The organism is Photobacterium sp. J15, assembly GCF_963870815.1.
In the GTDB taxonomy this organism is placed as follows: domain Bacteria; phylum Pseudomonadota; class Gammaproteobacteria; order Enterobacterales; family Vibrionaceae; genus Photobacterium; species Photobacterium marinum.
The window spans coordinates 2440368-2463029 of sequence record NZ_CAWMUI010000001.1; the positions used below are offsets into that span (position 1 = coordinate 2440368).

Here is a 22662-nt window from a genome sequence, read left to right on the forward strand (position 1 = left end):
ATTATGCTGTTAAATTGTCACCTCTCTGTCTCCATTATCAACTACATTAACGAACTTGTTGAAACACACTGACAGGTATTGTTAAGCGCCGGTCTTGTCTGATGGCAATTTCTCCCTGATAGTATTTCTGCGATACGATGCTACTCAGCCATTGCCCGCCTTCAGGAGCTCTTTCAGGCAAAATTACGTCATCATTGTGACTAAAAGTAACCGACTCCGTCGGTGCCACTGTATTAAAGTCCTCATCAAGCCACTGCCACATCACTAATGGTTTGCTACAGCCCGTTTTGCCCTCAGGCAACGAATAATTAAATAACCCCTTACCTCCTTTTGCATTGGAATGAGAGTTAAACTTCACCCAGCCGTCTTCATCATCGGGTGCGAGAATAATGGGGAAAAAGCGATCATTTACCTTAAGGCGATAGAGCCCTGATGGAAGTTGATTGCCGCCATCTTCAGTTTCTACTTCAAGGTATCCATCTTTATCCGGTGTTAAGTTATTACCTTTTAACCATTGCTTACCACTCATATCACTTAGCTCAATATTGGTGATGTCAGGGGTGCCATCAATTGAGACTTTAAGTTGCTTAGCCTGATAGTTAATATTGGCTCGGCTGATCAAAGATACGGTGATCTGTCCTATTCCGTCAGTGGTCTCATTAGCTATCATTGCCCCTTGATTAGTAAGCTGCTTTCCACAGTTCGACTGCTCAAGAATAATGTCAAAAGCATCCTCCCACAGCTTGCTGTCCAGTAAGGATTTATCCCGCCCTAACATCATTTGCAGCTCCTGCCAGGCCAAGATTGATTGCTGGTTTAGTAAAGCTTCATAAGTCGGTTTTAAAGGTGTTGGCATTAACCAATCGTCGGCCTTTGCGGCTGACGATGAAATAACAACAATCCCCAAAAGAGCTAAATGGTCTAAAGCCAAACCATTACGCTGTACGTTCCTAAACATGCTTACTCTCACCCTTAAGGCGGTAGCCAACACCCCGCAAAGTTTCAATATCTAATGCTGGTATTTTCTGGCGTAGACGCAATACATGGTTATCGACGGTACGGGTGGACGGAAAAGCCTGAAACCCCCACACCTTATTTAGTAACTCATCGCGGTGATAAACCCTGTCGATGTTCTGCACAAGTAATAACAACAACTGAAATTCTTTTGGCTTTAATGCCACATCCTGACCAGATACTTGTACAGTTCGGCGGGACAAACTGACACAAACATCCTTATAAAAAACCTCAACATCTCCTAACGGACGCAACTGAGCCTGAATTCTTGCCAAAAGTTCCTGGTGAGAGAATGGCTTTAACACATAGTCTTTTGCACCGGCCATCAAACCATCGATCCGGTCATCCACTTCTGTTTTTGCCGTAAGAATAATGACAGGCAACGCTTTTTTCACCAGCCACTCCGGCAACCAAATCAAGCTATCACCTTCCGGCAACTGACGATCCAAGATCACTAAATCTGCCGAAAACCAGTACTTTTCAACATCGGCTCCCCGTTTGACCCACTGGCACTGATAGCCATGTTTAACCAGAAAATCAGCAAGCCCATGCCCGAGCAGCAGATCATCTTCTATCAACAGTAATTGCGTCATAACGGTAACTCCAGTGTGTAGCAGGTTGGGTTACTCCGGTAATGCATTCGCCCTCCCATCTTCTTCATAAGACGGCGGACGATGAAAAGGCCCAAGCCCATATTATCTCTTGCTGCTGATGGTCGTCGTTGCCACCATGCTAAAGGCTCACCATTATCTGAAACTTCAATAAGTAATGAGTCGGTTACGGTTACTGTTAACTCAACTGGCGGCTTGCCGTGACAAATTGCATTGCGAATCAAGTTATCCGCACAGACCCCGAGCCAGTAATATGGCAATGACAAAGACTTATCTCCTGTCAGCGAATAGCTCAGGTCATATTTCTCGGTCAGGCTATCAAGCCATTCCGACACATAGGCAGTTTGCATCAGTAACATGTCTTCATTGTTCTGGCTCAGAAAACCTTTGCTGGTTTCGGTCAGTCTACTGAGACGCTGGTAATCTTCCATCAGGCGCCAAAAGGCCAGTTGATTCACTTCATCAAGCCGATCGAAACCATCCCGGAACTGCTCAACCGTTATCCCCAGACTGGCTACGGGGGTTCGCAATTCATGAGTTAACAGCTGCAGAATAAACTGTCGCTCTTTTGCTTCCTGACGACGTTCCCAGATGAGTCGAAGTAAAAGGCCAGATGACAGCATGACAAAGAAGCTAATCACGCCGTAAACCACCAGATTCTTTTGCAAATCAAGAGCAACGCAGAGATTACTGTATTGCATAGTACAAACGCTGCCACTTTCACTAGAGGATGGTGTTACTAATAGGCCTTGTTCCTTAGCCATTGACTGCCACTTCTCCGCTTCAATCCAATCAATACCTTGTTGGGTGTTACGCCATAAAGAGCCGTCTTTGTTCAGGAAATATCTCGCACCGCTAATCAAGAGAACGTCCTGCCCTGAAGGAGATAACTTCGACAAGCGTTTGTGTAACGGATGCTGAGAATTAGCTATCGTCAACAAACGTCGATGTTTATTTTCAAATAACTGTACTTCCTGCGGCTCTGCGTACTCCTTCAGATAATCCAAATAACGATCGGCATAACTGCCTCCGGCCGGATGCAATAAGTCTGAACCGGTAAACCACACCTCATTTAAACGTTGTTGAGCACATAAAGTCAGTTCGAATTCGATAGCTCTTTCCAAACCTCTTCCTATGTCATTCGTCAGTTCAAATCGACACGTTAAATGGAACTGATACAAAAACTGAATCTGTGACCAGTTGTAACGCTTTAAGTCTGGATATTGGCTTTTCAATGTCAGTAACAGACGTGGATAACTCTCAAGCTCAATCCTAGTAATTAGGGGATGAGCAGAAATTTCACTGATACTTTTCAAAAAGCGTTGAAAACGCACCTCTATAGTGTCGCTTTCCGCCACAGCAGAGAGCGAGAAAAATAAAAATAACGAGAAAATCAGTAATGGCTTTCGCAAGATGACAACCAAGCTTAATAAGTCTTTTGGCATTATAACGATAATCCTGCGCAGTTATGTCTCCGCAATGTCACCATTGCCCATTATTTGTCATATAACGTTTTGCCTCATGCTGTGATTCATCATGACGAAGCTCTGAATTTCCATTAGGATCAGGAAAAACTGAACGAATGACAGATCACAATGACTCCGATTATTGGCTTTGCCGGTTACAGCGGCTCAGGTAAGACAACTCTGCTGGAACAGGTTATTCCGCTGCTTAAACAACTCGGCATACGTGTTGGGCTACTCAAGCACAGCCACCACAGTATTGATCCGGATACTCCGGGAAAAGACAGCTACCGACTTCGCCATGCTGGTTGTGCGCAAACCCTGATGGCGACAAAAGAAAGGCATATGCTGTATTTCGAATATCCGGAACCGGACCGGGATGAGCCAGAGCTGCAAGCCTGTCTAAAGCAGTTCGACCACAGCCAGCTTGATTTGATTTTGGTTGAAGGTTTTCGTGACCAGCCATTTGAGAAGATTGAAATCCACCGCCCGAGCTATGGCAAACCCCTGCTGTATCCGCAGGATTCCCACATTATTGCTTTTGCAACTGACGGTAACTGCCCGGATGATTGTACGCTACCGCAACTGGATCTGAATAAACCGGAAGCTGTGGCTGCCTTTATTGCTGATTGGCTGGCAAAGAGAAATTAATACCAAACTTCATAAAAAAAATGCGAGAGCCAAAAGGCTCTCGCATTTGTTTATTACACTGGTAATTAAGAGCTTAAGTCACTCCCATCACTCAGTATTAAATTGCCCAGCCACCAGCGTAGAAGGCAACCAGAACGATAGCAATAATCACAGTACCGGCATTCAGTCGTTTCCACTCACCAGAAATCACACGACCAATTACTAGTGAGCTGAAGCCCAGCATAATACCGGTTACGATGTTACCGGTCAGAACGATAAATACCGCACAAACCAGACCTGAAAGTGCATCTACAGAATCAGCCATATCCAGCTTGCTGACATTGCTAAGCATCAGTAGACCAACATACATCAGTGCAGGTGCTGTCGCGTAAGCTGGAACCAGGTAGCTGATAGGTGATAAGAACAACATCAGCAGGAACAAACCGCCAACAACGGTTGCTGTCAGGCCTGTTTTACCACCTGCAGCCGTACCGGCAGCAGATTCGATGTATACCGCAGCTGGTGCACCACCAACAAAGCCAGAGAAAATACTACTCACTGAGTCAGCAGTCAGTGCCTTACCACCATTGATGATCTGGCCGTCTTTATCCAACAAGTTCGCCTGACCAGCAACAGCGCGGATAGTACCTGTCGCATCAAAGATCGCAGTCATAACCAGTGCTAGTACACTAGGAATTACAACCGGGTTCAATGCGCCCATAATATCCATTGTGCCAAGCAGAGATTCGCCTTCAGCACCGAATGAAGGCATAGCGAACAAGCCTTGATATGTCACATTCGGGTCGAAAATCAGACCAAAAATTGAAATAGCAACAATGACCAGCAGAATACCGCCAGGCACGCGGCGTTTCTCAAGACCGAAAATAGCAGCAAGACCAATCAGTGACATAAGAACAGGCAGAGAAGTAAACTCACCCAGAGTCACAGGCAGACCTGCATAAGGGTTTTTCACCACCAGACCAACACCGTTCGCTGCAATCAAAAGCAGGAACAGACCGATACCAATACCAGTACCATGTGCGATACCGAATGGCAGGTTAGTCAGTATCCACTGACGAACACCGGTTACAGTAATTGCGGTAAACAGGATACCCATCAGGAAGACAGCGCCTAAAGCAACAGGAATGCTGATGCCCTGCCCCAAAACAAGGCTGAATGCGGTGAACGCGGTAAGTGAAATCGCACAGCCGATAGCCATCGGTAGTTTGGCCCAAAGGCCCATCAGAAGTGAACCGAAAGCCGCAACCAGACAGGTTGCAATGAAAACAGCTCCCTGGTTAAAGCCTGCCGCACCCAACATGCTCGGCACAACAATCACCGAATAAACCATCGCAAGAAAAGTGGTTAAACCTGCCACCATCTCCTGCCGAACGGTACTACCGCGTGCTGAAATCTTGAAAAACCCATCTAACCCGCCTTGTGGTTGTGCTTCTGTTGTTATCGTGGCGGTGTCGCTTTGAATTGTACTATTTTCTGACATGATTATAGTTCCTTGTGAGTCATGAGCCGGGAGAGCAAAGTGACTTACTGTCGGCTGAATACTCTCCACAGCCCTTACAAAGATGTTGAGCTTCCTCTCAACGTAAAATTAATTACCCCTAATACTTCTTTACGTGTTTCTTGTGTAGCTATGATTACAAAACTTGTTTTATGACAAAGTATTAGCCGCGCTCGTAAACCAGGCGACCGTCAACGTAGGTTCGGTAGATGCTGCGGTCATCACCCAGTGTCATCAACATAAACAGCTTCTCTGCCAGATCTTTCGAGCTGTCATAGCGCAATTGCTGTAATGGTGTTGAACATGGGTCGATAATCACGAAATCAGCTTCTTTACCAACCTCAAAGTTACCGATCAGATGATCCAGTGACAGTGATTTCGCCGCCCCCAGGGTCGCCAGGTAAAACGCTTCAAAAGCAGACAAACGGTGCTGCTGAAGCTGCATAACTTTATAGGCTTCGTTAAGGGTTTGCAGCATATTAAAGGTCGTACCAGCGCCGATGTCGGTACCCATGCCGACTTTTACCTTGCGCTTCCAGGCTTCCTGAAGCTTAAACAGGCCACTACCCAGGTACAGGTTGGAGGTCGGACAGAAAGCAATTGCCGAATCAGTTTCTTGCAGGCAATCCCACTCTTTGTCTTCAAGGTGAATACAGTGAGCGAACACGCTCTTTGACCCGGTCAGGCCATGATGGTGGTAAACGTCAAGGTAGCCATCCTGCTCAGGGTAAAGCTCCTTCACCCAGGCAATTTCATTTTTGTTCTCACACAGGTGGGTATGAACGTAAGTGTCCGGATACTCTTCTTTCAGCTTACCGGCCATCGCCAGCTGCTCTGGTGTAGAAGTTGGTGCAAAACGCGGTGTGATGGCATACAGCAAACGGCCGCGCTTATGCCATTTTTCAATCAGCTCTTTAGTCTGGTTGTAACCGACTTCAGGTGTATCCAGTAGATATTCCGGTGCGTTACGGTCCATCATGACCTTACCGGCAATCATCCGCATATTGATTTTTTCTGCTTCTTCAAACAGGGCATCGACAGATTCTGGATGAACCGTACCGAATACCAGCGCAGTTGTTGTACCGTTTCTCAACAGCTGCTTAATGAAGAAAGTCGACATTTCACGGGAATAATCTTTGTCTTTGTAACGGGCTTCTGTCGGGAAGGTGTAGTTATTCAGCCATTCCAGCAACTGCTCACCGTAAGCGCCGACCATTTCGGCCTGCGGATAGTGAATGTGAGTATCGATAAAACCAGGCATCACCATTTTGCCCGGATAACTGCGCACACGAACAGACGGTGGAACCCTGTCCTTTCCTTCGCTCCATGGGCCGACCCACTCAATACGGCCATTTTCAACCAGCAGCAAACCATCTTCGATAAAGCGAATATTTTTCTCGATGTCTTCCGGCTTATCGACCACATGGGCAATATCCAGAATAGATGCTCGGATCGCTTTGATTGATTGGGAATATTCCATAATTACCTCGTTTGATGTCCTTGTACTTCAACCTGCTTTTCCTTCATGAAGCCTGTAGGGGGACGTCATGAACAGGTCCGGTACTGACCTTTTATCTGATTCTGTATTGGAGTACTTAATCGCTCTCTATATAAGCGTAAATCGTGCTTGCTCTGTTCTTCTGATTCTATTTACTGTCAGCTACGCTCAAGCTCAGCTTGCTCCTGCTGACGAGCGAGCTTCTCCTCCTCTTCCAGTGCGCGGTTACATGCCTCGCACTCTTTAATTTGTTCTTCCAAAGCCTGACGTTTCTCCTCGGCACTTTCGGCTTCATCGGCACGGTTGATGCCAAGCACGGTATTTAGCACAAGGGCAACCAGAGAGCCGGTTGTGATACCTGAACCCATGACAACCTGCATAGAATCAGGCAGCGAAGCCAGAATTTCAGGACGCACAGTTACCGCCATACCGGAAGCAACGCCGACGGCAATAATTAACATGTTACGTTTAGTAAAGTTGATGCGGGAAAGGATGCCGATACCGGCAGAAATGATCATGGCGAACATTACCAGTCCGGCACCGCCCAGTACAGGCGAAGGAATGGTAACCACAATACCGCCGAGTTTAGGGAACATACCGGCCAGCAGCATGATCACCCCGGTAACAGCAACAACGTGGCGGCTTGCGACACCAGTAATTGAAACAATACCGACGTTCTGGCTGAAGGATGAAAACGGTGTAGCACCAAAGATGGAAGCCAGCGCACTACCGATACCGTCACACAGGATCCCTTTCGAGAGTTTCTTACCTGTCAGCTTGGTATGGGTCGCATCACTCAGGGCAAGGAAATCGCCTGTTGATTCCATGATGGTAACCAGATAGGCAATCGACATTCCGATAATTCCGCTAACCGTAAAACTCAGGCCGAACGGCATAATTTCCGGTAAAGCGAAATAAGCGGCATTGTGTACCGGAGAAAAATCAACGATACCCATGAACATTGCTACGATATAGCCGACAATCATACCAATCACGATAGCAGCGGCGGAGATAATCCCTTTGCCGACCTGTGACAGCACAATGACCACCACAAGCACCAACGTACCCAGCATCAGGTTACTTAGCTCACCATAACCATCCTGTCCAACAAAGCCACCGGCAAACCAGTCAACGGAAACCGGCAAGATAGTCAGACCAATAAGTACGACTACAGTGCCTGATACCACAGGCGGGAACAGCTTGCGGATCTGCGGCATAAAGCGACTGCCGATGATCATCACCATCGAACCGACCAGCGAAGCTCCGAAAATACCGGACACCCCGGCATCAAGGCCGATGGAGATAGAGATTGCCACAAAGGTAAAACTGGTACCCATTACCACAGGTAAACGGATACCGACCGGGCCGACTCCTTTACACTGAATAATGGTCACCACACCGGATACCATCAGTGCGGCATTAACCAGTATGACCATCTGGTCTGTTGGCAGACCAATGGCGCTACCGACTACCAGAGGGACAGCAATAATCGCCCCCATAGCAGCAAGCATGTGTTGTAAGGCAAGTAAAATGGATGCCCCTACGGGCGGCTTATCTTCAACTTTATAAAAGAGTTTCATTTCAATACCATCCGTTTCTTTGCACTTCCCGGATCCGCTTCTGTCTGCAATGCAGCTTGCATACACAGATATGCAGCATCCCCGTGGAAAGATGGGACGAGTATAGAATCGATAACCTAGCCAAAATCCCCAAGGGCCTTTTCACCTGACATCAAGCCAGATGCTGCCTTACCCTATTCACCTCGACTGAAGCAACTTCAGTCTCAACAGGCCAAGCTATGACAGCTCACTCGTTATCTAAAGAAAACGGCCATTTCCTATCCCCGTGGAAATGACCGTTTCTCGTATTACTTAGAGCTTATTCAGTCCGCGAAGTACCTTCTCCGGAGTGAAGTGCCAGTCTCGAATCCAGACACCACAAGCATCATGAATTGCACTGGCAATCGCAGGCGCCGCGCCGTTCACGCCGATTTCAGAAATCGACTTGGCACCGTATGGGCCCACAGGGTCATCACTTGGAACCAGAACTGCACGGAAGTCGCGAGGTATATCGCCAATCATAGGCGCGCCGTAACTCTTCAGGTCACGAGTCAGAGGAATACCGTTATCGTCGTAAACAAGTTCCTCTGTCAGGCTGTGACCGATAGCTCGCATGCTGGCACCGTAGATCTGGCCCAAAGCCAAATCCGGGTTCACCGGCGTACCACAGTCAAGCAGAGCGTGGAACTTGTCCAGTCTGATTTCACCGGTACGGGTGTTCACAGCCACTTCAGCGAAATTCGCACCGTACGGGAAGGCAAACTCAGGTGTAGTAAAGCAACCGGAAGCCAGCAGCTGTCCCCAGCCTGTTCCGCTTTCAGCTTTATGCGCGATTTCAGCGTAGCTGACTTCACCTTTCTTACCTTTAACCATGCCTGGCGCAACGATTTCAACATCTTCTACCGGCTCATCCAGCATCTCGGCACCGCACTTCAGGATCTTCTCGCGCATTGCTTCAGCCGCACGCTTCGCAGCATTACCGGAGAAACAAGTACCAGATGATGCGTATGCACCTTTATCGAATGGCGCATGGTCGGTATCACCAGAATGAATGGTGATCTCTTCCATCGGGCAGCAAAGCACTTCTGCAGTCAGCTTGTTGATCACAGTATCCAGACCGGTACCGATATCCGCAGCACCAGAATGAACAATGAAAGTTCCGTCAGAAGTCATCTTGATGCTACAGTTCGCCTGGTCGATATCAGGGATACCGGATTTCTGCTGAATGATGGCAACACCACGACCAACTTTCCAGTCACCTTCTGCCGACTTAGGCGAATCCCATTCAATCAGTTTACGGCCTTCTCGCAGAATACCTTCAAGGGCACAGCTGTGAACCTTCGGTGCACTGGTAGGCATCTTACCTTCACCGATTGCAGCCAGGATCTTCAGTTCCTGTCCTTCTACAACGCGGTTCTTCTCAACCATATCCAGATGATCGAGACCCAGCTCATCTGCCAGTTCTGCCATTGCCATGGTCAGAGCAAAGTTACCTTTCGGTGCGCCGTAACCTTGGTAAGCACCAGTCGGACAGATGTTTGAGTAGTAAGTTGTTACACGAAAATCAACGTTGTCACATGGGTATAGAGGTAGCGACAACGCAGGACCATTACTTGGTACTGTCAGCGCGTGGTTACCGTAAGGACCGGTATTGGCACGAAATTCCATGTCGATAGCAGTCAGCGTACCGTCTTTCTTCGCACCCAACTTCACGGTTACTTTAGCAACGTGACGAGAAGAGTTACTGATGAATTCTTCTTCGCGGGTATGGTGGAAGTACACTGGACGGCCAGTGGTCCAGGTTGCCCAGGCACACACGTCTTCCAACAGAATATCCTGCTTAGAACCGTAGCCGCCGCCGACACGCTCTTTAACGATGTGAACTTTGTTCTGCTTCACGCCGATGATTTTGGCAACCTGACGACGTACGTGCCATGGCACCTGAGTTGAGTCGTGCATTACCAGGCGTTCGCCGTCCATGTAGCTGTAACAGATGTGAGTTTCAACTGGCAGTTGCTGTACCTGCTTAGACTCGTAAGTGCGCTCGATAACCACATCCGCTTCGTCAAAGCCTTTCGCCAGATCACCAATGTGACCGCGAACACTGGCAGCAATGTTCTTGCGAGGGAAACAGCCAATCGGGAAGTTAACAATAATCTTGCCTTCACGTGGATCAGCATTTTTGTTCTGCTCTTCCAAATCATTCGGCGCACCAACACCGTATTCAATTGGCTCGTTGTGGATGATTGGCGCATCTTCAGCCATGGCTTCATCGATAGTCATGACAGGCTTAAGAACGTCATACTCAACATCGATCAGCTTCAGTGCCTGCTCGGCAATTTCAGGGCTTTCAGCCACAACCGCAGCCACACGATCACCTACGTGACGCAGTTTCTGACCGAACATGCGACGGTCCAGCGGAGAAGGCTCAGGCGCACTCTGACCACCTGGAGTGTAAGGTACATCCGGGCAGTTCTTGTGAGTAATAACTGAAACTACACCAGGCAGAGCTTCAGCTTTGCTGACGTCCAGATGTTTGATCCAAGCATGTGGGTGCGGGCTGCGCAGCATTTTAATCACGCAAGCATTGGCTGGAATGCGGTCTTCTACATAACAAGGTTTAGCCTGAACCATTTTCGCCGAATCAATCTTCGGACAGTTCTTACCAACAATAGTCAGGTCGTCACGGAATTCAGGTGCAAACTGCTGATGGTATTCAGGGTCAGCCAAACGTTTTGAAGCCAGTTCAACCACTTCATAGAACTGCTGATAACCGGCATCACGGCTGAACAAACCTGATATTGCGTCGTCGATTTCTTCACGATTTGGCTGAGAGTTGTTTTCAAGCAGATGAGTCAGAATAAGTGCAAGCGCAGGATCGTTATAACCTGACTGAACCACACCCACATCAATCATGGCCTGCTGAACAAGGCTCAACTGGTTCCACTCACCCAGTGATTCAGCAGTGCGTACTTCCGCGCCTTCAAGCTGAGCGGCAATCAACAGCGATGCGTTAACCAGCGTACCGTTGAATAAGATAACGTCTGAGCCAGCAAAGCCAAAACCGTCATCACTGTTGCGGACAGAATGCAGTCCCATACCGTGCAGCAGTTTCTGCACATCGTCGCCAAGACGACATTCTAAAGTCTGAGGGCGGCCGTTGAGGGTGAATTGAATTGTCATGGTTATGCCTCCTCTGCCATGTGCTGGCATTCTGCCAATAGATCTGTCACAACGACCCCGGCGATGTAACGCTTGTATTCAACGCTGCCGCGAAGATCGGCAACAGGGTGGATCGCTTCAGCAACTGCCTGTTCCAGCAGCTCACCTTTAAGATCCTGGCATTCGACATCACGCAGGCGAACAGGACGGGCCGAGTCGTTATGCAGAGGAGAAACACCATCCAGCGCAATCACTTTACTGCCGTCTTTTGCAATAGACACAGCAGCAGTAACAATCGCCAGACCAGCGGCAGAACGGGCAATGTTGTAACCGATGCAGGCAAGGTTCACATCAGGAATAATCACCTTGGCAATCAGGTCACGTTGTTCAGCTTCAATATAATCTTCAATGTCGCACTCACGACCATCAGCCAGAACCACTTTCGCTTTCAGTGCCATCAGGCTTGGTACTAAAAGTGCTTCCTCCTGACGAGCTGCAATCTCACCACCTAAAGTGGCCTGATTACGAACGTGGCGGGAATAGACAAAAGCAGAAGACTGCTTCAGTGCAACCGGCACCAATTCATGATCAATTAGTGTTTGCAGACGGCACATGGCGCCAATGTGAAGCGCATCGCCGTGCTTTTCAATTTTATCGAAAGCCAGGTTGTCCAAAGATATGGCAACGGTCTTTTCGGTTTTAGTCGGCGCGGCATTCACCTTGGAACCACCAGCAAACCAGGTTGCGACACCTGCATGCTGCCGCATTAAGTCGAGGGCTTCGGCGGTAGAGTCCGGCTTTAAGTAGTGTTCAATCATTTTTCTTACCTTTTTAGAATCCTACTTATTCTTAAATTCATGCTTCTCTTTAAGAAATCAGAGGTAATGAAGAAGTTTTTAAAAAATTCTTAGGAACTAAAAAGGCAACTATTGCGCCAAACTTGTCAGCCAGTTGAATAAGAAACCAGATTCGTGAGCGCTGTCAGAAATCAACAAAGAAATGAGATCTGAATCAATAGCAGTTTTTGAATTGATTAGAAGAATGAACAAGTCATCAGCCAGTTAAATAAGATTGCTTCTCAATTAAAGTTATTTATCTATCAAAATAATATTTTCACTATCAAATTGATAACTATCAGAAGTGATAAAATGAACTAACCGTATGACATTAAAAGCATTAAATCGCTAAAGGCCGAAATAAGCAGAGTTATGATTCCCAATCACGTTGCAGAAAGATCCGTACTGATAACCACCCCTTATGGCTCACTTGATTGCGGATTTGGCACGTTGGTACATATAAAGGAAAGTGCTACCAACTCTCCAGACAAGTATCAGTAACTAAAAAACGACTTGATCTGTCACCTCCCCAGGATGACTGCCAATATTTGAAAGTAAGCCAACGTAAAACTCCCCATGACTTAATCACCAACAATCCATCATTCCCAATAAAAATTGATTATTAAGTAATAAGTCAACGTAATTTAAAGCCCTCATAGATATTTGGTAAATTCCCACGCATCAACAGCAGGCTCAACGAATAATTTAAGTCTAAATGTAATTGTTAGCATCGAGATATACTTCAAAGCTCATATTAATGCCCTTTTATAAAGACATTACTTAATCGTGTGCCTGAGGGAATTTGACCTTAATCATTAAATACGACAGCAAATAATAAAAACCAAAAATCACAATATCACGCAGGTATTTCTCTTAACCATAGTCGTAGATGTTAACAGACCACAATATACCATTAGCAATAAACCATTAGTTTCATATTTATTTTCTTCTTATCAAGAAAATAATCAAACACCCGAATAATCCTATTTCATTCTATTTTATAAACGTAAGGAGTTTATCTGTGTCACCCAATAAAAATATAATATTAGGCGTTGCCATATCGCTGGCCCTTTTAGGCTGTAACTCTGAAACAGATAAAAGCAACCAGACTAATCCTTCTACAGGTAGCGCATCAGCAAGCTCCCCAGCCAATACAAATAACAATAGCAACACGAAAATTAAACCGCGCCCTGAAGAACTGGCTCCAATTTCTATTCCTGTACCGCCTGAACATGAAAGGATGCAAGCTTCCAACCCAATGATGGAACTGGATAGTTGTCGGGAATATGGTCAGTTTTCACAGCTTGCTGACGAAGAATTGTTCAATTTCATCAAAGATACTTCATCAAGATGTATCTCTGAATTGTATCGCCGTAACGATAAGATCGCCGTTGACACATTCCAGCCAGAAAAAATTATTGATATTGCTCAGCGTGCAGCCCGAATTGCCCCGAGCTACAACTCATCAGAAGGCGATGACCTGTATAACCTGTTCTTATTCTTAAGAGGCGGTTTTTATGTTGAAGGCAACAATAAAGAACTGACTTATCAAGATAAAAAGCCTCACCAGGCCATGAACGCCCTGCTACAGGCTTATAGCCGTAACCCTTATATATCAGCCACAACTGACATGCAGGGCAATACACTGTCTGAATACTTTGCAGCATGGGACAGCTCGAAAAATTTCATGGCAAGTATCGATAGCGTAACTCGTTATCTCAATGAATTCAGCCCGGCACATCTGGCACAATGGTCACACCGAAATGCCCTAACCAGTGCACTAAGAGATCTATATCATGCAAGTTGGGATGCTGAGTTCACCAAGGCAGCAGAACAACATACGGCTTTACGCCAGGCTCTGCTTAAGGTTGCGAACTCTGAGTTCATCTACAACTCGGAACACAGCTATGAAGCCAAAGATGCACTAAGCGAATATGGCCGTTTCCTTGAGTACTATCACTATTGGAAACTATCAGACTCATTCAGAGATGAAATCAACAATGGCATCGTAGACTTCATGTCCAAGTTTGATCGTTACTCTGATCTATGGGCAAAAGGTGCAGGTCTGCTGGAAAGCTATAACCGAGGTCAGTGTGACAAATTTAATATTTGTGGCTGGCAAGACAAGCTACGAGAAAGAGTGCTGTCAATTGACTATACCTGTAGTGATACCATCAATATCCAGGCTCAGGAGATGACCCAGCCAGAACTTCAGCAGGCGTGTAGCATTCTTGATGAAGAAGAAAAGCTGTTCCATAAAGTGCTGAATACAGGCAATCAGCCTGTAGAGCAGGACTTCAACACAGATCTGGAAGTGAATGTCTTTAATTCTGGCAAAGACTATAAAAGTTACGCCGGAATCCTGTTTGGTATAGACACAAACAATGGCGGAATGTATCTGGAAGGCAACCCGGCCGATAAAGATAATCAGGCTCGATTTATTGCCCATGAAGCAACATGGCGCGATGATATCCTGGTCTGGAACCTTCGCCATGAATACGTCCATTACCTTGATGGCCGATTTAACTTGTTCGGTTCGTTCAGTCACTTCAAAACGAGTCAGGACAAAGTAGTATGGTGGACTGAAGGTCTGGCAGAGTATATCTCTCATCAAAACCACTACGATGAAGCCATTAACTTCGCTCGTAAGCGCACCCACTCTCTGAGCGAAATCTTCAGCAATAATTACGACAGTGGAACAGATCGTATCTACCGTTGGGGCTACTTAGCTGTTCGATTCATGTTCGAAAATGCACCGGAATCTGTCAACCAGCTACTGGAATATGCTCGTAAAGGGGATGTAAAAGCTTGGGTTAACTATATTGATAACACCATTGGCACTTCCCTTGATGAAAAATGGTATGAATGGCTTGAAACGGTACCAAGCAACGACACACCTCTTGGTACAAACATGGGTTCAGTGATCAATAATGGCTCTAACTCTGGGCCAGTCACTACCCCAATCGTGCAGGATAGCTGTCAAACTCAGCAACCAAAGAGCCATAGCGAGATCAAAGATGGTGAAACTATTTGTACCGGCAGCGACACCACCTATTACTTCTTCTATGTAAATGATGATGTGACACGTATCGACATCAACAGCGATCATGGTGACGGTAATTTGGACTTGTACTATAACTCCGGCTACTGGGCTCAAGAGAATAATTACCAACTTAAATCGACTGAAGCTGGTAACACTGAATCTTTAACAGTCTATAACCCTACCCCGGGCTGGCACTACTTAACATCTCAAGGTGCGCCAACAAGTACAGGGGCAAGCTTGAAAGTAACATTAAACAAGTAACGCCTTTCTGAAGATAAAATCTCACCCATCAAAAATGGGTGAGATTTTTTATTTGGAACACTTCGTTACAACCTTAAGGCAGCCTGCGATTCAACCCAGTTGTTCAATAACTATCTGATGCAGAAACTTAATAAAGCTGACCGCCTCTTTCGTAAGCTGTGTATTTTTCCGGGTAAGAATGTAATACGCTCTGTGGTGCCGGACTCTGAGTTCAGGGAAAGGCATTATTAAGCTGTTATTCTCTATATGCTCTTTCACCAATTCATAGCCACATAAAGCAACACCAAGCCCGGCTATAGCCATGGACATAACAACATCAGACTCACCTGCCACATGGCCCTTTTTTATATCCATACCCTGTATCGGGTAATGCTTCTGCCAATACTGCCAATCAGTCGTATCCCGTTCATGGATCAGCACGGCTTTACTTAGGTCTGAAGATGTTACTAATTGGTTTTCTTCTGCATATTGCGGTGAACAGACCGGGACATAATTTAGACCGAATAAGAATTGCGCATCAAAGCCTTCCCAGCGACCATCACCCCATTTAACCGCAAGTTCAGTCTCCGGTAAAAAGTCCAGGTGATGAGTTGTTAATACCTGCCGCACCAAAACATAATCATGATGATTTAAGAATCGAGGCAAACTTTTACTGATAAACAAACGGCTGAATACAGGCTCTGTTTCAATATTTAAATTATAAGTATTCGACTTTTCATTAAACTCATCGACGATATTTAGCAACGTATTAAATGGCATTTCTATTTTTTCATACAGACGCTTTCCATCCTCAGTCATTACTACTTTTCTTGATGTTCTAAAAAATAGTTTAGTTTTCAGCAAAGATTCCAGTTTTGAAACTTGTTGACTAATAGCAGGCTGAGTGAGATGTAAATCACGACTTGCCAACGTAAAACTCTGCCTGTCTGCGACAGCTTTAAAAGCCATAAACCAGGAAAGATGGGGGACACGTGATGAATGAGGGCTACTTGAAGGGCTATCCATAATGTAACGTTATAGGTCAATAATGTTTAATTGCTTCATCATACGTTTAGGCTGCATGAAAATCCACTTCGACGAAAAAACTCACCGTATCCATAACGTGTATTTATATGAGGTATAAAATGTTGAATGAGGTGGAAGTACTGCAACCGGATGAAAATCCCGCAGCACAAAACGATAAAACGTTAATAACGATAAGTCTGGTATTTGTTTTTGCAACGATTGCATTACTCATGCAGTACCCGGATAAATCTCAGGAAGTCGCCAAAGGTTTGTTTCATGGTTTAACCAATAACATTGGTTCAGTAGTGCAGCTATTTGGCTTTTTAGCCGTATGTATAGTTTTATTTGTCGGTAGCAGTAAGTTTGGCTCAATTAAACTTGGTGAAGGCAAAGCTGAATATTCAGACATGAGCTGGCTGTTCATGTTTATTTGCGCCGGTTTAGGTTCCGCAACTATGTATTGGGCATTCATGGAATGGGCGTATTACTACAATGGTATCGGCCTTAATATTCCGGCTCAGAGTAATGAATCTTTGCGAGCCAGTCTTTCTTATGTCTTTTTTCACTGGGGAATTACACCTTGGGCAATTTATGCATTGGCATCAATTGCAATGGCTTACCATTTCCATGTAAATAAGTCTAAAGGATTGAATTTGTCATCATTGGTGGCTTCTATTCTGGGCCTTGATGAAAACAGTAACACCAGCCGACTGATTGGCCGCGCACTGGATTTAACCTTTTTGTTTGCCACTTTCGGTGGTCTTATCCTGACGACGACAGTAACAATCGGCACCGTATCGACAGGCTTTGCTTCACTCTTTAATATTGAGAATACTTTCCTGCTTAAGGCGGTATTACTGGCATTTGTCACCCTGACCTTCACACTGAGCTCTTACATCGGTATTAGCGAAGGTTTGCAGAAAATCGCTCATATGGCCTGTGGCATGACCTTTGTGTTTGGCCTGATTGTTCTTTGCCTCGGCGATACCTCTTTCATCGTTGACTTCTTCGTCAACTCACTGGGCCTGAGCCTGTCAAACTTTGTTGAAATGAGCCTGTTTACTGACGTAACGAATAACGGCACGTTCAACAAAGACTGGACTGTCTTCTACTGGCTGTACTGGATCACTTACACCCCGGGCGTTTCAATCTTCGTTACCCGTATTTCAAAAGGACGCACTATCCGCCAGGTGATCTTCGGCCTGATAGCCGGTGGTTGTGCAGGTTGCTGGTTCTTCTTCGGCAGTTTAAGTGGCTACGCCGTAGATATGTTCAACTCCGGTGTTATCAATTCACCAGAAATTCTGACCAGCGTAAGTGGTGATCTCGCTATCGCACAACTGATAGCAAACCTACCAATGGGCACTGTACTTTCTGTCTTCTACTTCCTGCTGATGATGGTATTCCTTGCTTCTCACTTGGATGCTACCGCCTATACCGTTGCAGCCGTAAGTACTCAGGGCTTGAAACAAGGCCAGGATCCGACTCGTGCACTACGTCTATTCTGGTGCATCATGCTGAGCCTACTGCCTCTTGCAATGCTGTATATCAACGCATCGCTATCAACTTTAAAAACAGCAGTAACCCTTACTGCCGCACCTTTCATCGTGGTCCTGATCCTTTGCATTCTGGGTCTTAAGAAATTCCTGTCAGGCCATAACTTTGGAAAATAATAAATGAAAATCACTGATATTGAAGTTATCCACCTCCGTGTACCAAGCGCAGAAGAAACCTGCACATGGGGAGAAGATGCCGTCATCGTAAAAGTTATCACCGACAGCGGTATTGTCGGCATAGGTGAAGCAGACTCATCACCATCTGTTGTGAAAGCCTGCATTGAAACCCCGAATTCAAACCTGTATTGCTATGGGCTGAAATCACTACTCATCGGTGAAAACCCGCTGGAAATTGAACGTCTTTGGAACAAGATGTACTGGGCATCAAACTACATGGGCCGTCGTGGTGCTGGTATCCATGCTATCAGCGCCATCGACATCGCGTTATGGGATATTGCCGGTAAACACTACAACGTACCAACTCACACCCTGCTTGGCGGTAAATACCGGGACAAGATCCGTGCATACGGTACCTTCATTCCGGCTGACCGTCCGGAAGATAACAGAGATATCGCCCGTAAACTTGTTGAGCAAGGCTTCACTAGTATTAAGTTCGGCGGCGGTGTATTCGGTGATGATCCGGAAGTTGACGTTGAGATCGTCCGCAATGTTCGCGAAGAAGTAGGCGATGATATTGAAGTTCAAATCGATCTGGCTTCTAAATGGGGAACCTGTGGTCACGCACTGGAAATGTGCCGACGCATGGAAGAATTCAACCTTAACTGGGTAGAAGAGCCAGTTCTGGCTGACTGCCTGACCAGCTACGCTAAGCTGTCGGGTAAGGTATCGCAGAAGATTGCAGGTGGTGAATCCCTCACAACCCGATTTGAATTCAGTGACTTCCTTGAAAAATCTCAGGCCGATATCGTTCAGCCGGATATCACACGCTGCGGCGGAATTACTGAAATGAAGAAGATCTACGACATGGCACAGATGCACGGCACGCGCCTTGTACCGCATGGCTTCAGCACAGGTATTCTGCTGGCTGCCTCCGTACATTTTCTTGCGGCCTGCGAGCATGGCACCTTAATGGAATATTCACAGAGTGACAGCCCGTTATTTACCGATTTGGTAGCAAACCGACTACCGTTTGAAGACGGTTTTGTGCCAGTGCCGGACAGCCCAGGACTGGGGATTGAGCTGAACGAAGAGGTTATTGCCAAATACCGTGTCGACTAAAGCTCAATAATATTAATATATCAACCGCCCGTAATTCACGGGCGGTTTTATTTTTGATCATAATTATCCAGCCGTGATCCTGATTGGTCATAAAGGACAACTAAAACCATAACAACTGATTATCCCGGCATAAGCCGAACTAATTTAATGCAATCATCATGTTTTGGTATATTTCATCCCGGTTCCAACATGATATCCAATATCAAACCTGAGCATTTACGGAGTGGTTCAGAGGAATAAAATATCCGACTCTACCCTGCCTATAACAACCTTTTATAGGCCATAAGTCATCTTTATTTGACGAGAGTTATTAATATAGCTTAACGCGTATTTCTTCCATAAATAGCATTAAAAGTCATATTAACCTGTGTCTTCTTCGGCGCAGGGTTGCCTCCTATCACTTCTAAATACCTATCATTATTTTAAGGACTGAAGATGAAATCAGCTGTAAGCTTAGCCATACTCGGCTTATCGGTGATCACAGCCCACGCAACCGCATCAGAACATGTTGACAGTACCCTGTTTGCTCGGAAGGTTGTTGTATTCAATGAAAATTTAACGAGTACTCCTGAATTAAATACTTCAGAAAACTTTAAACTACTCGAAAAAACCAACCAAGCCGCAACTTTTGACGCCAGTATTAACTCTTTAACTTTTGCTAAAGCGACGTTAGCTGATGGTGTTACATACGACCGCATTATGCTTCCTAACAGCAGCGGAGCAAAAATACCCGGCTCACCTAATATTGAGAGTTATTTCAAACTGGTTCCGTTACCCTACGGAGCAGAACTGAGCCTTATCATTGAAGAAGTCAAATGGTCGAAAACCTATAATGACGTCACCGTTGATCCTACTCAGCTTCCTTTCCCAGACGTTGTATTAGCGAATGGTGAACGTCCGGATGAAAACCTGCCATTTGTAAAAGACCTCGACGCCTACAATAAATTGGCTGACAACAGATATTCTCCAATCAGGGTTATCGATACTTTAACAGTACGTAATAAACGCTACGTCAGCCTTGAATATCAGCCGATTGATTACAACCCTAAAGCGAAAACAGTTCGCTTCGCAACCAATGTTCGATTTCGACTGGATTTTCACGGCAGCTTCGAGGACAGTCAATACCAGCCACGTCCGGATCCAATGATTGAGAGCAGGAAAGCAAGCGTCGAGGCATCTACTACCGATGATGAAGCGCTCACCAAACAAAATAATGCTGTCGATGGAGAGTTATCCAACAACACTGACAGCACAACTCCTGATTTAACAGCGGCTGAAAAAGCTGACTATTTGATTATTTCCCCCCCGGGTTATATTGATGCAATCACGCCTCTGGCCGAATGGAAACGTAAAAAAGGCTATCAGGTTTACATCGCATCAACGACAGAAACCGGTAATACCCAGGAAGAAATTAAAGCTTATATTAGGAATTCATACCTGAAAGGCACGATGACAAGCTATGTCCTGCTTGTAGGTGATGATGAAGATGTATCAGGGTGGGAGATCACTGGTCACCCTTTCCATGGTAAAGACCACACATGGGCAACCGACTATATTTACAGCCTGGTTGATGGTGATGATGAGTTCGCCGATTTAACCATTGGTCGCCTACCTGGTGACACGGCTGAGCAAATCACCCATATGGTCGAGCGTACGCTGAAATATGAAAAAGCCCCTGAAGTCATCGACCGTTATAACCATGTTTTGCTAGCCGGGCAGTTCCAGGACCACAAAGGTGAACATCTCGTAGCCGACCGTATGTTCATGGAAGACCTTAATCGAATTGCCGATTTCCTTGGTCCGGATTTTGATTTCTTCGATCAACCGGGCGACCCATTTAATAAGGGCTTTCAAATCCATACAGCTCTGCAGTGGGACAGTTCGACAGCCGATGCGCTAAAGTATGGTGGCTGGAACTATGGCAGATCGAGGCTCACTCCCCCTGAATTTGTTCCTCAGTCTTGGAAAAACGAGGGTGAAGGCAACCGCAACGATATCACCCAAGCTATCAACCAGGGCGTTGGCCTGGTGTTTCACCGCGATCACGGTTATGGCAGCGGATCCGGCTGGGCAGATCCTCACTTTACTGACCGTGAAGTTTACGGCCTGAGTAACAATCAAGTTTATCCTGTGGTCTTTAGCCTGAACTGTGCCACTGGTTGGTATGACGGTATTGATTCATTCGCTGAATCCTGGATGCGTAACACAAATGGTGGCGCTGTCGGATTTACCGGTGCGGCTCGTGTAAGTTATTCAGGCTATAACGATCTTTTTCACGTCGGTGTGATGGATACATTCTGGGATGAATATGATCAAACATGGTCATCAGATATCTATGCAAACTCGTGGAAACCTGCTGAAGCTTTAAACCGCGCTAAACAACAAGTCTTTTCGGGATACTCCGTTCGAGACGAAACCGCAAAATTGACAGCTCGTTTCTTCAATTGGTTTGGTGATCCTGATCTTGAACTAAGAACATCAATACCTGAGCAACTTTACGCGTTTCACCCGTCATCTCTTGAAGTCGGCTCATCAGACCCATTTGAAGTTGCAGTTCGCACCCGCTCGGCTATGACTGAAGGAGCCCGTGTAGCTCTAGTCTTCAGAGACGGAAGCTCGTTGGTTGGTAAAACAGACGATTCAGGCCGAGTGACTTTCAACTTCACCGCCCAAGAAGCTTTTACGGTAACGGTAACAGAGCACAATGGCATTCCTTACGAGACGGAAGTAACCATAAAAGAGAAGCCACAGCCGCAACCGCAGCCGCAACCACAGCCGCAGCCACAACCACAGCCGCAGCCACAACCGCAGCCACAACCGCAGCCACAACCGCAGCCGCAGCCGCAACCACAGCCGCAGCCACAACCGCAGCCACAGCCGCAACCACAGCCGCAACCGCAGCCGCAGCCACAACCGCAGCCACAACCGCAGCCGCAACCACAGCCACAGCCGCAACCACAGCCACAGCCGCAACCACAGCCGCAACCGCAGCCGCAGCCGCAGCCGCAACCACAGCCGCAACCACAGCCGCAGCCACAGCCGCAACCACAGCCGCAGCCACAACCACAGCCGCAGCCAAAGCCGCAGCCGCAGCCAAATCAATTACCGTCTACGCTAAAACCTGTTCTTCCTAGTAACGATGACAGTGAAGCAGGCGGTTCTATGAACATGATGTTCCTGCTAATGATGGCTGGCTTCGGAGTATTAAGAGAAAAGATCAAATAAACAAGAAAGGCATAAACCAACGGTTTATGCCTTATTTTTAA

13 protein-coding genes and 2 pseudogenes are annotated in these 22662 nt (G+C 46.3%); 5 read left to right on the forward strand and 10 right to left on the reverse strand.

What is annotated here, in order from left to right; genetic code table 11:
* Positions 1 to 46: 46 nt before the first annotated feature.
* The 4 genes and pseudogenes from AACQ93_RS11080 to AACQ93_RS11090 all read right to left on the reverse strand — a co-directional run bounded on the left by AACQ93_RS11080 (position 47) and on the right by AACQ93_RS11090 (position 3070).
* Entirely contained in the window at positions 47 to 958 is a 912-nt protein-coding gene (locus tag AACQ93_RS11080) for a DUF2861 family protein (RefSeq protein ID WP_064604988.1), read from the reverse strand.
* Positions 951 to 1181 (reverse strand): annotated as a pseudogene (locus AACQ93_RS25465) (winged helix-turn-helix domain-containing protein); the annotation flags it as partial. The pseudogene AACQ93_RS25465 and the gene AACQ93_RS11080, both read right to left, overlap by 8 nt.
* A gap of 68 nt (positions 1182 to 1249) precedes the next feature.
* Positions 1250 to 1607: pseudogene (locus AACQ93_RS25470) on the reverse strand (response regulator); the annotation flags it as partial.
* Positions 1604 to 3070 (reverse strand): ATP-binding protein, encoded by a 1467-nt coding sequence (locus tag AACQ93_RS11090; RefSeq protein WP_064604992.1) that lies wholly within the window; start codon positions 3068 to 3070, stop codon positions 1604 to 1606. The pseudogene AACQ93_RS25470 and the gene AACQ93_RS11090, both read right to left, overlap by 4 nt.
* A gap of 150 nt (positions 3071 to 3220) precedes the next feature.
* Here AACQ93_RS11090 and mobB point away from each other — a divergent pair, with 150 nt between their 5' ends.
* On the forward strand, positions 3221 to 3739 hold the full coding sequence (gene mobB / locus AACQ93_RS11095) for a molybdopterin-guanine dinucleotide biosynthesis protein B (RefSeq protein ID WP_064604994.1): 519 nt from the start codon (positions 3221 to 3223) through the stop codon (positions 3737 to 3739).
* A 97-nt stretch (positions 3740 to 3836) separates the two neighbouring features.
* On the opposite strand, the gene AACQ93_RS11100 is transcribed toward mobB, so the two are convergent.
* The 5 genes from AACQ93_RS11100 to ygfM all read right to left on the reverse strand — a co-directional run bounded on the left by AACQ93_RS11100 (position 3837) and on the right by ygfM (position 12274).
* Positions 3837 to 5219: an NCS2 family permease gene (locus AACQ93_RS11100; protein ID WP_007466965.1), complete on the reverse strand. Its 1383-nt coding sequence runs from the start codon at positions 5217 to 5219 to the stop codon at positions 3837 to 3839.
* Between the two features lie 181 nt (positions 5220 to 5400).
* Positions 5401 to 6717 (reverse strand): guanine deaminase, encoded by a 1317-nt coding sequence (guaD, locus tag AACQ93_RS11105; protein WP_007466967.1) that lies wholly within the window; start codon positions 6715 to 6717, stop codon positions 5401 to 5403.
* A 176-nt stretch (positions 6718 to 6893) separates the two neighbouring features.
* On the reverse strand, positions 6894 to 8315 hold the full coding sequence (locus tag AACQ93_RS11110) for a solute carrier family 23 protein (protein WP_007466969.1): 1422 nt from the start codon (positions 8313 to 8315) through the stop codon (positions 6894 to 6896).
* 291 nt (positions 8316 to 8606) lie between these two features.
* A complete protein-coding gene (locus tag AACQ93_RS11115) occupies positions 8607 to 11477 on the reverse strand; it encodes a molybdopterin-dependent oxidoreductase Mo/Fe-S-binding subunit (protein WP_064604996.1) in 2871 nt (956 codons plus the stop codon).
* A 2-nt stretch (positions 11478 to 11479) separates the two neighbouring features.
* A complete protein-coding gene (ygfM, locus tag AACQ93_RS11120) occupies positions 11480 to 12274 on the reverse strand; it encodes a molybdopterin-dependent oxidoreductase FAD-binding subunit (RefSeq protein ID WP_064604998.1) in 795 nt (264 codons plus the stop codon).
* Between the two features lie 1039 nt (positions 12275 to 13313).
* Between ygfM and AACQ93_RS11125 the strand changes: the two genes are divergently transcribed.
* Positions 13314 to 15596 carry a M9 family metallopeptidase gene (locus tag AACQ93_RS11125; protein ID WP_064605000.1) on the forward strand — a complete coding sequence of 761 codons (2283 nt, stop codon included), beginning with the start codon at positions 13314 to 13316 and terminating at the stop codon, positions 15594 to 15596.
* A 90-nt stretch (positions 15597 to 15686) separates the two neighbouring features.
* Here AACQ93_RS11125 and AACQ93_RS11130 read toward each other — a convergent pair whose 3' ends face one another.
* Positions 15687 to 16601: a LysR substrate-binding domain-containing protein gene (locus AACQ93_RS11130; RefSeq protein ID WP_064605002.1), complete on the reverse strand. Its 915-nt coding sequence runs from the start codon at positions 16599 to 16601 to the stop codon at positions 15687 to 15689.
* Positions 16602 to 16720: 119 nt separating this feature from the next.
* On the opposite strand from AACQ93_RS11130, the gene AACQ93_RS11135 reads away from it, so the two are divergent.
* The 3 genes from AACQ93_RS11135 (at position 16721) to AACQ93_RS11145 (ending at position 22621) form a co-directional block, all read left to right on the forward strand.
* Complete coding sequence (locus tag AACQ93_RS11135) at positions 16721 to 18274, forward strand: BCCT family transporter (RefSeq protein ID WP_064605004.1); 1554 nt, start codon at positions 16721 to 16723, stop codon at positions 18272 to 18274.
* 3 nt (positions 18275 to 18277) lie between these two features.
* Positions 18278 to 19396, forward strand: coding sequence for a mandelate racemase/muconate lactonizing enzyme family protein (locus AACQ93_RS11140; RefSeq protein ID WP_064605006.1), 1119 nt, complete (start codon positions 18278 to 18280; stop codon positions 19394 to 19396).
* Positions 19397 to 19831: 435 nt separating this feature from the next.
* The gene (locus AACQ93_RS11145; protein WP_064605008.1) at positions 19832 to 22621 is read left to right on the forward strand and encodes a C25 family cysteine peptidase; all 2790 of its coding nucleotides are present in this window, start codon (positions 19832 to 19834) and stop codon (positions 22619 to 22621) included.
* Positions 22622 to 22662: the final 41 nt, after the last annotated feature.